This is a genomic window from Lacticigenium naphthae DSM 19658, assembly GCF_000425865.1.
Lineage (GTDB): Bacteria > Bacillota > Bacilli > Lactobacillales > Carnobacteriaceae_A > Lacticigenium > Lacticigenium naphthae.
The window spans coordinates 43,740-51,707 of the sequence record NZ_AUEG01000013.1 but is presented as its reverse complement, the minus strand read 5'-3'; the positions used below and the strand labels follow the sequence as shown (position 1 = coordinate 51,707).

At 43.1% G+C, this 7,968-nt stretch carries 8 protein-coding genes; 2 read left to right on the top strand and 6 right to left on the bottom strand.

The window, feature by feature from the left end; translation table 11 throughout:
• Nucleotides 1-582 precede the first annotated feature (582 nt).
• From H626_RS0108140 to H626_RS11220, 4 genes are read right to left on the bottom strand one after another with little or no spacing between them, the layout of a single operon-like run.
• The gene (locus tag H626_RS0108140; protein WP_027108925.1) at nt 583-1,344 is read right to left on the bottom strand and encodes a hypothetical protein; all 762 of its coding nucleotides are present in this window, start codon (nt 1,342-1,344) and stop codon (nt 583-585) included.
• On the bottom strand, nt 1,341-2,261 hold the full coding sequence (locus tag H626_RS0108135) for an ABC transporter ATP-binding protein (RefSeq protein ID WP_027108924.1): 921 nt from the start codon (nt 2,259-2,261) through the stop codon (nt 1,341-1,343). The genes H626_RS0108140 and H626_RS0108135 overlap by 4 nt, the downstream gene beginning before the upstream one ends.
• A complete protein-coding gene (locus tag H626_RS0108130) occupies nt 2,258-2,467 on the bottom strand; it encodes a PLD nuclease N-terminal domain-containing protein (protein ID WP_211221970.1) in 210 nt (69 codons plus the stop codon). Before H626_RS0108130 ends, H626_RS0108135 begins: the two co-directional genes overlap by 4 nt.
• A gap of 5 nt (nt 2,468-2,472) precedes the next feature.
• Nucleotides 2,473-3,582 carry a helix-turn-helix domain-containing protein gene (locus tag H626_RS11220; RefSeq protein WP_051237915.1) on the bottom strand — a complete coding sequence of 370 codons (1,110 nt, stop codon included), beginning with the start codon at nt 3,580-3,582 and terminating at the stop codon, nt 2,473-2,475.
• Nucleotides 3,583-3,811: 229 nt separating this feature from the next.
• Here H626_RS11220 and H626_RS0108120 point away from each other — a divergent pair, with 229 nt between their 5' ends.
• Entirely contained in the window at nt 3,812-4,408 is a 597-nt protein-coding gene (locus H626_RS0108120; protein ID WP_027108922.1) for a ribonuclease H1 domain-containing protein, read from the top strand.
• Nucleotides 4,409-4,820: 412 nt separating this feature from the next.
• On the opposite strand, the gene H626_RS0108110 is transcribed toward H626_RS0108120, so the two are convergent.
• Nucleotides 4,821-5,447, bottom strand: a complete 627-nt coding sequence (locus H626_RS0108110) for a copper homeostasis protein CutC (protein ID WP_027108920.1) — start codon at nt 5,445-5,447, stop codon at nt 4,821-4,823.
• A gap of 3 nt (nt 5,448-5,450) precedes the next feature.
• A complete protein-coding gene (locus tag H626_RS10965; RefSeq protein ID WP_035619029.1) occupies nt 5,451-6,812 on the bottom strand; it encodes an APC family permease in 1,362 nt (453 codons plus the stop codon).
• A gap of 192 nt (nt 6,813-7,004) precedes the next feature.
• Between H626_RS10965 and H626_RS0108100 the strand changes: the two genes are divergently transcribed.
• Nucleotides 7,005-7,952 carry an aldo/keto reductase gene (locus H626_RS0108100; protein WP_027108919.1) on the top strand — a complete coding sequence of 316 codons (948 nt, stop codon included), beginning with the start codon at nt 7,005-7,007 and terminating at the stop codon, nt 7,950-7,952.
• The last annotated feature ends 16 nt before the right edge of the window (nt 7,953-7,968 follow it).

Sequence of the window (7,968 nt, the reverse complement as noted above, 5' to 3'; positions counted from 1 at the left end):
CTCGCCATTCGTTGTTACTACTAAGCGCTGACGAGACCTCCCCGGGTAAGAACGACAACCTTCTGCTCATGTCACTGCTCCATTTACTGTACAGGATTCGGGCAGTATCGGACTTCGCTTTGTTTGGCAAGCTCATCCGTCCTGATTCAGCCTTTGTATGAAGTTTCTGTTCGTCAGTGCAAGCATTTGCGTCCGTCTTCCTTCAGATTCCGCCTCACGGCGGACACCCTTGACTTTCGCTAACAGTTCCTACTGCCAAGTCTGTAGTGGACTTTCACCACCAAGTTGTCACCCATGCCGGGCGCACCAAGAAGAAGAGGCTGGGACAAAAGTCCCAGCCTCTAATCATTTTCCAAATATTCCTTTCTAAAACGTGCTCCAAAAAACAGACCCGACAGCCACTTCACGAACACTCTTCGATAGTCTATGACTATCTTTCGAGTATCCGCTCCAGTTGCTGTATCCGTTGACACTTTAGTGGCTTACGGATACAGTATGCGGAGTTTTATTCGGGTCTGAACGTTTTTTGTCCCACTCTCTTCTTCCTACGTTTAGTCAATTCGGAATCAATCGACCTATTTTTTATAGTTCTTTCTTTTTATACAGTATGGGTGCTATGACGAGGAAGAATATGCTACTAATCACAACTACGATCGCACTCTGTTTCCATTCAGTCGTGATTCCTCCTGCCTGGTATGTTTCCGTGAAACTTGTCACTACTTTTAAAGGACTCCATTTGGCCAGTGTGACAAATAATTCTAAGAAGAACAATAACACCACTCCCCCTCCTGTCCAGGCGAGAGCGCCAAATGTAGAATCAAACAGCACCGCTCCTAAAAAGAGAAAAGCAAGCAACCATAGCCCAAAGAGGTAAACTCCGGCTAGTCCCCACACTAATCCAGCTGTTTGCCAGGTATCGGTAAAATAATAGTACGTATAGCCAGCAGTGATCACTGCCCCCACGAGATAGCTCACTGTCCAGACTGCGCTCGCCATAATGTATTTAGAAAAGAATACGACTGGTCGCTTCAATCCTTTTGTTACGAGCAATACGAGTGGCCCTTTTTCTTTCACAAAAGTATTGCTCCAGGCGATGACTAAGAAGACGTATCCTATCTGTGTAATGTTTTTATGAAATTGTAACCAGGAGTCTAACGCGACCGGTTCTGGCAAGATCAATTCAATATTTTCTGGTAAGAACTCGGCAATCAGATCCGGCATGAACGCAGCTGATAATGGACTCAAAATGCCCAAAAAAGTAAACAAGGTCAGAAATAAGAAACCCTTGTATGAACGGAGCAACTCAAAACTTTCCTTTTTCAAAAATGCACCAAAAGCAATCATTTGGTCACCTCCAAAAAAACGTCTTCTAAAGTGGCTTTTCGCCATTCAATTTTCTCTGGTATCCGTCCTTGTTCTGAAAGCAAAGCTAACCATTGTGTCATTACCGTTTTTCCTCTGAGCGTTTCTACTGAAATCGTTCGGTTCGAGACTTCGATCTCTTCTCCATCTCCTAATGGAGTAAGTATTTTTTTAAAAGCCACTGTTTCCTCTTTCGAATGAAAAGTGGCACTGACTGTTGAGGTTTCCTGGGACTCAGTCAACTCAGCTAGACTGCCTGAACGGGCAATTTTCCCATCGTGTAAAATAGCTACTTCGTCCGCGATCGCTTCAACGTCTGCCAAAATATGCGTTGAAAAGACAACGGTTGTTTTCTTGCTGACTTTTTTTAAAATGGCGAGCACATCTTTTCGTCCTAGTGGATCTAAGGCAGAAGTCGGTTCATCGCAGATAAGCAAAAGTGGGTCATGGATCAGTGCCTGAGCGATGCCTAAGCGTTGTTTCATTCCTCTCGAGTAGCCACCAATTTTTTTCTTTGTGTCTTCGAGCCCTACTAAGTTCAGTAATTCTGCAATTTTAGCTTGGCGTTCTTTTTTTGTCATTTCAGTTATTTGACCACATAGATGCAAGTATTCATTTGCGGTCAGGTAATGATAATACTCAGGGACGTCAGGTAGAAAGCCGACTGCTCCTGAAGGCAGTTCTTTTCCATATTCAACCAGTCGATTGTTTATGCGGACTTTTCCTGACGTATGTTGCATCAATCCTAATATACATTTAATTGTGGTTGTTTTACCGGACCCATTTTTCCCCAAAAATCCATAAACCGTGTTTGGCTTAACCGTGAAACTGACATCTTCTAAGACGGCTTGGTCACCAAATCTTTTTTTGAGGTGAGACACTTCCAATGCGGGGGTCATTCTTCACTCCTCCCGAAGAGAAAATAGGCGATCGGCCCGAAGGTATTTACAAATACAATGATGAAGATCCACATGATTTTGGATCCGCGTTTCACGTTCGGATGATTGAGTAAATGGATAAGTGCGGTAATCATCAAGACTAGCTGGATAAGAAATAACGGGATCAGCAACGGTAGGTTTTCTTGAATGATCGTCATATCTGGCATAGCGTTCAATCCTTTCTGCTGTTTAATGTGTGGAGCAATTTTTGCATCTGTTTGTCTTGGATAAAGGGTTCAAACGCTGGATGTTGTGTAATGCTTTCTTCAAATGACTTGCGCACAAGACTGGTTTCACGCGGTGTTTGCTGACCAAGAATGAGCGAGTCTTCCAACCATTCATCTACTTGATCAAAGAAATCATTCCCTGTGAGCTTGACTGGATCCGGATAGTTTTTCACCACTTCTACGTAACGATCAAGGGCGGTATACATTTCGGTAGGATTCGATTGGGCAGCATAATGAACTGCTGCGGTATGATAAATCCCCGCCACACTATTCGTCGCAACGGGATCCATTTGAAATAGCTGAACCAAGGCATCAGCTTTTTGATAAGTTTGCTTGAAACGCTCGGGAGAAGATAGGAGCTGTTGCATCGCCATCAGCAGTTGAGCTAACAACGTGATCACTGACTGGAAAGCAAACACTTGTGTCAGCTTCTCGGCACGCGCCTGCTCTCCTTTGGTCAAGAGGGCTTGGATATAAATCAAATCTGCCCCTGCATACGGAACTTGTGTTTCTTCCAATAAATCCAGTGCTTCATCCGGTTGGTTCAGTGCCATGTGGATAATGGCTTGCATGGTATTTGCCTGTTTCAGATGATTTAACTGTGTCGCTTCATCTTGAACGCGTTGCGCAATTTGCAGGCATTCTTGTAGACTCCATTCTCTTCCTTTCTCCCCAGCTAAGTCCGAATGGTTCAGCAACAATTGGAGCAACGCGAGCAGGTAGGCGAAATCTGCATAATATTCCTTGGCTTCTGCTTGCACATCCAAAAACACTTCCTGAAATTCCTCTTGGGCGAACCGTTGGGCAAACTTTTCGTAGCGTTCACGTATCCCTTGTGGTGTAAGATGCGGAGAATAGCCGAGCAACTCATCGATACTCAAATTGTAATACGTCGCTAGTTTAGGCAGGAGTGTGATGTCAGGCAGACTGTTCCCTTTTTCCCACTTGGAAACAGATGCTTTGGATACACCCATAAACTGAGCCACTTCTGTTTGCGTCACTTTTTTTTCTTTGCGCTTTTTGAGTAATTGTCTATGTACTTGTATTCCATTCATATCGTTCACCTCCCCCTAAGTGTACTTCCTTGGCTTCAAAAAAACAATGGATTCCTAGTTTACTTCAGTTTAAAAAATCAACCGGTAGTTTACTATTTTGAGAGAGATTTTTACTGAATCATTTGGTCCATTATACTCCTGTGTTCTATTTCTACATTGACATTTTTTTGATTCTTGCTTACAGTTAACGAATAAGAAAATTTTGAAAGTATGAAAAAGGAGTACAGGTATGCCGAGTAAATATTATGCAATCAAAAAAGGTCGTAAGCCAGGGATTTACCGGACTTGGGCTGAAGCTCAAGCACAAATCAAAGGATTTAGCGGCGCGCAGTTCAAATCCTTCCCAACTGAAAAAGACGCGAATGAATTTATCGATCCCCCAACAGTCAAAGCCGTGGATTGGACCGCTTCTGATACCGTTGAAGCTTATGTAGATGGATCATTCAATCGTAAAAAAAATCAATACAGTTATGGTGTGGTCATGTTAAAAGATGGTCAGGTACTGGATACATTTTATCGCGCTGATAATGATGAACGCTATGTGGCAAGTTTCCAAATTGCTGGTGAGGTCTTTGGTGCCCTAGAAGCTATTCGCTGGGCCAAGGAACGGCACTATACATCCATCTTGATCCATTATGATTATATGGGGATCGAACAATGGGCAACAGGCATGTGGAAAGCCAATAAACCCGTTTCAAAAGACTACATCCACGAATACAAAGAATTGGCAAAAGACATTACCGTCCGATTTAAAAAAGAAAAAGCTCACACAGGCATCGAATTCAACGAACTAGCAGACCAACTAGCAAAAAAAGCATTACAATAACGACAGAGAGTGGCGGCGACTGTCCTGGCTCGACCGGAAAATAGAGCCGCACAGGACAGAGCATCCCGCGCATGGCCAAGTGGTTTCTTTTTCCCGAGAGCCAAGAAGCCGCCACTCGTTTTCAATCAGAGAGTGGCGCTTTGCGTTTAGAAATGAGGGGCTGGAGCAAGGCAGAACAAGATTCGCCAGAATCAGTGAAGCCCCGCGAAGCAACCGCATTTCTGCAAAGCACAACTCATTTCAATCAGAGAGTGGCGCTTTGCGTTTAGAAATGAGGGGCTGGAGTAGGGCAGAACAAGATTCGCCAGAATCAGTGAAGCCCCGCGAAGCAACCGCATTTAAAAAATAATAATCGCAAAAAAAAGAGAGACTGGGAAAATTTCTCAGTCTCTCTTTAACTATTGGTCCATAGTTACACTATTTTTGTTCCGTGAAATTGATCAACGTTTAGCTTTTCTTTTGCCTGCGCTAAATTCTCCACGGTCAATCCCCCGCCGGGCAAAATCTCTATTTCACCCTGGCAGTGCGCTACATATTCGTTGATTCTTTCTGCATTTTCTATGGCAGATCCCGTTTTTCCTCCGCGTGTCAATACACGTGTATATCCGGTATCGATCAACCAGTCTAACGCTGTGTATTGTTGTGCTGGTGGAATGAAATCAAATGCCATATGGAATACGATTTCTTTCTCTCCAACGATTTGCTTTAATTTTTCCAAAAAAGGTTTATCCATGCTTCCTGTTTCGGTCAAAGCGCCACACACGATCCCATCAGCACCCAAAGTGAGGGCTTGCTTGGCAGCAGCCAGCATGGTTTCTTTTTCAGCGGGAGTATAGACAAACTCACCACCTCTTGGACGGATCATGACTACGACAGTGGCATTTTGGTCATGGGCATACGTAATGGTTTTTTCTTGGACAGAGACAGTCGGGGTCGTTCCACCAACAGCTAGCTGGTCACATAGTTCGATTCGACTTGCCCCTTTTTCAATTGCTTCGGGTACATCTGTGAAATTTTCTGCACAAAATTCGCGTAACATCGTTTAGGCTTGACCTACTTTCATTCTATTTTCTTTCCCACGATAATACAGGTAACCAGCCAGACAAACAAATCCGGAAAAGACTAAGAAAATCGGACTATAGACAGGGTTGGCGAATAAGCCACCAAGTAAAATGACGAGTGATCCGGTGATTCCTAATATTGGTGCGACTATCCCCAAGAAACGACTGGTGATCGCACCGTCTTTTTTCAATTTCATGACTTTAAGATACAACAAGATGTAGGTGACATAACTAAAGACTATCGCGATTTCGCTTATATCGCCTCCAGCCAATAAATCAACTTTTTGCGTGAAGTAATGAATGGTTAACCAGAATACGACAGCCGCATATGCGATACCTGCTGAATAAGGAGATAATTCTCTTTTGGGATCAATGGCTGCTATTTTTTCACTGAACGGCAACATGTTTTTTGTTGCGAGCGAATGGGGCAAACGGATGTAGCCCAGGCTCAAGCCGTTGACAACGCCTAACACAGCGATCAGCACAAAGGATAAAATAATGCTTTGTCCATTTTCTCCAAACAAGGATGTCCCGACTTGACTGATCGCGCCATCTCCTGTGGACAGGATATATTCAGGCCCGACTACTGTTACCATTCCCAAGAAAAAGAAAAGGTAGACAGCTAAAACGATCAGCGGCCCAATGGTCAACGCAATCGGCATATTTATGCGATGATTCTTCACTTCTGGCGTAATGGTGGTGGAAACGATCCACCCATCAAAAGAGAAAGCCAAGGGTGCCAAGGCTGCTAGCCAGCCCCACCCGACTGAACTCGTTTCAACTAGGACAGTATCGACAGGTAAAGCGGGAGCCGCAGTAGTCCAAAAGAGACCGAACAGTCCGATTCCGATCAAGGGGATCATTTTGATAAATGTGGTAACATTTTGAAAACGCCCGCCTGATTTCAAGGAAAAATAATTAAGTAAAAAGAAGAACGTACTATAGAGAAACCCTAATCCAATTTGATATTCTAGTGTATTGGGAAGGCCCAATAAAGATAACGTATAGATTCCACTTACCCAGCTGACTACTGCAGCAATGGTCGGGAAATAGACGAACATTTGGAACCAGCCAAAAGCACTTCCAGCTTTGGAAGATACAAACTCTTCAAAATAAGAAACTGCTCCGCCGGTTTTAGTTGAGCGACTGGCCAGTTGCGAAAGCGTGATGCTCCCAAAAATAATACAGAGGGCACCGATAACGAACACAGTGACACCCAGCCATACATCGCCACCTGTGGCTGCTAAAATGTCGTCTGCTTTAAAAAATATTCCTGAGCCGATACAAATTCCTACAATCATAGAAATCGCAGTGCCCAGTCCATAATGTTCTCTTTCTTTCATAATGACCCCTCCTCGCTTGCTATGTTTAGTTTAAGTCAATGAATAATCGTATCTGTGATAATTGCATTTATCAAATATACCAAAAAAATTTCATGAAACAAAGAGAAACCACAGACTTTTTTCAGGTTCTTCTAATAGAAACAGTTCCTTATTTTCGCTATACTGATTTTAAGTAATGAAAGGAGCGATTTGATGGTAGAAAAAGTACGTTTAGGGCGCACAGATTTAATTGTTCACCCGATTGGTTTAGGTGCGAATAAAATTAGTGCGGCTGATCCAGATACTCATACCGAATATGGTGGAGATGTTATTTTAGCAGGTATTGAAAACGGCATGAATTTTATTGATACAGCCTTTATTTATGGTCGTGGAGAATCCGAAACGATCATCGGGAAAACGTTAAAAGAAAATCAACTGAGAAAAGAGATCGTGATCGCTACAAAAGGTGCTCACCAAGAAGTCAATGGGGAAATTCAATTAAATAACCATCCAGACTTTCTGACCCAGCAGGTCGAAGATAGCTTAAGTCGCCTTCAGACTGACTACATCGATTTGTATTATATACACTTCCCGGATGAAGACACGCCCAAGGCAGAAGCTGTCGGCGCACTTGCTCGTTTGAAAGAACAAGGAAAAATAAGAGCCATTGGGGTTTCTAATTTTTCTCTTGAACAGTTAAAAGAAGCAAACGTAGATGGGCATGTGGATGTCGTCCAAGATGAATACAACCTGCTCAACCAGTCAGCTGAAGAAAACTTTTTCCCTTACTTTAAAGAAAAGGAAATTAGTTTTATTCCTTACTTCCCCTTTGCATCGGGCTTGTTAGCTGGAAAATATGATCAGGATACGCACTTATCCGATCGTCAAAAACAACGACCACAATTTCAAGAGCCCACCTATTCGGATATCTTAAACCGTATGGACAAGCTCAAAACTTTGGAGAAAAAATACGACACGGGGATTCAAAATATTGTTCTAGCTTATTATCTCAGCCAAGAACCCGTGAACGCTGTGATCCCTGGTGCGCGTAATCGCCAACAGATGCTTGAAAATCTACATGCCGCTACGATTCAATTAGATAGTGAGGATCGTGCATTCATTGAATCTGTCTTTCCAAAAGACTACCGTCTGAACAAATAAACTTTAAAGATAGAGG

Coding starts and splice junctions, on each gene's coding strand:
- H626_RS0108140 (WP_027108925.1), bottom strand. CDS start 1,344: ATGATTGCTTTTGGTGCATTTTTGAAAAAGGAAAGTTTTGAGTTGCTC.
- H626_RS0108135 (WP_027108924.1), bottom strand. CDS start 2,261: ATGACCCCCGCATTGGAAGTGTCTCACCTCAAAAAAAGATTTGGTGAC.
- H626_RS0108130 (WP_211221970.1), bottom strand. CDS start 2,467: ATGCCAGATATGACGATCATTCAAGAAAACCTACCGTTGCTGATCCCG.
- H626_RS11220 (WP_051237915.1), bottom strand. CDS start 3,582: ATGAATGGAATACAAGTACATAGACAATTACTCAAAAAGCGCAAAGAA.
- H626_RS0108120 (WP_027108922.1), top strand. CDS start 3,812: ATGCCGAGTAAATATTATGCAATCAAAAAAGGTCGTAAGCCAGGGATT.
- H626_RS0108110 (WP_027108920.1), bottom strand. CDS start 5,447: ATGTTACGCGAATTTTGTGCAGAAAATTTCACAGATGTACCCGAAGCA.
- H626_RS10965 (WP_035619029.1), bottom strand. CDS start 6,812: ATGAAAGAAAGAGAACATTATGGACTGGGCACTGCGATTTCTATGATT.
- H626_RS0108100 (WP_027108919.1), top strand. CDS start 7,005: ATGGTAGAAAAAGTACGTTTAGGGCGCACAGATTTAATTGTTCACCCG.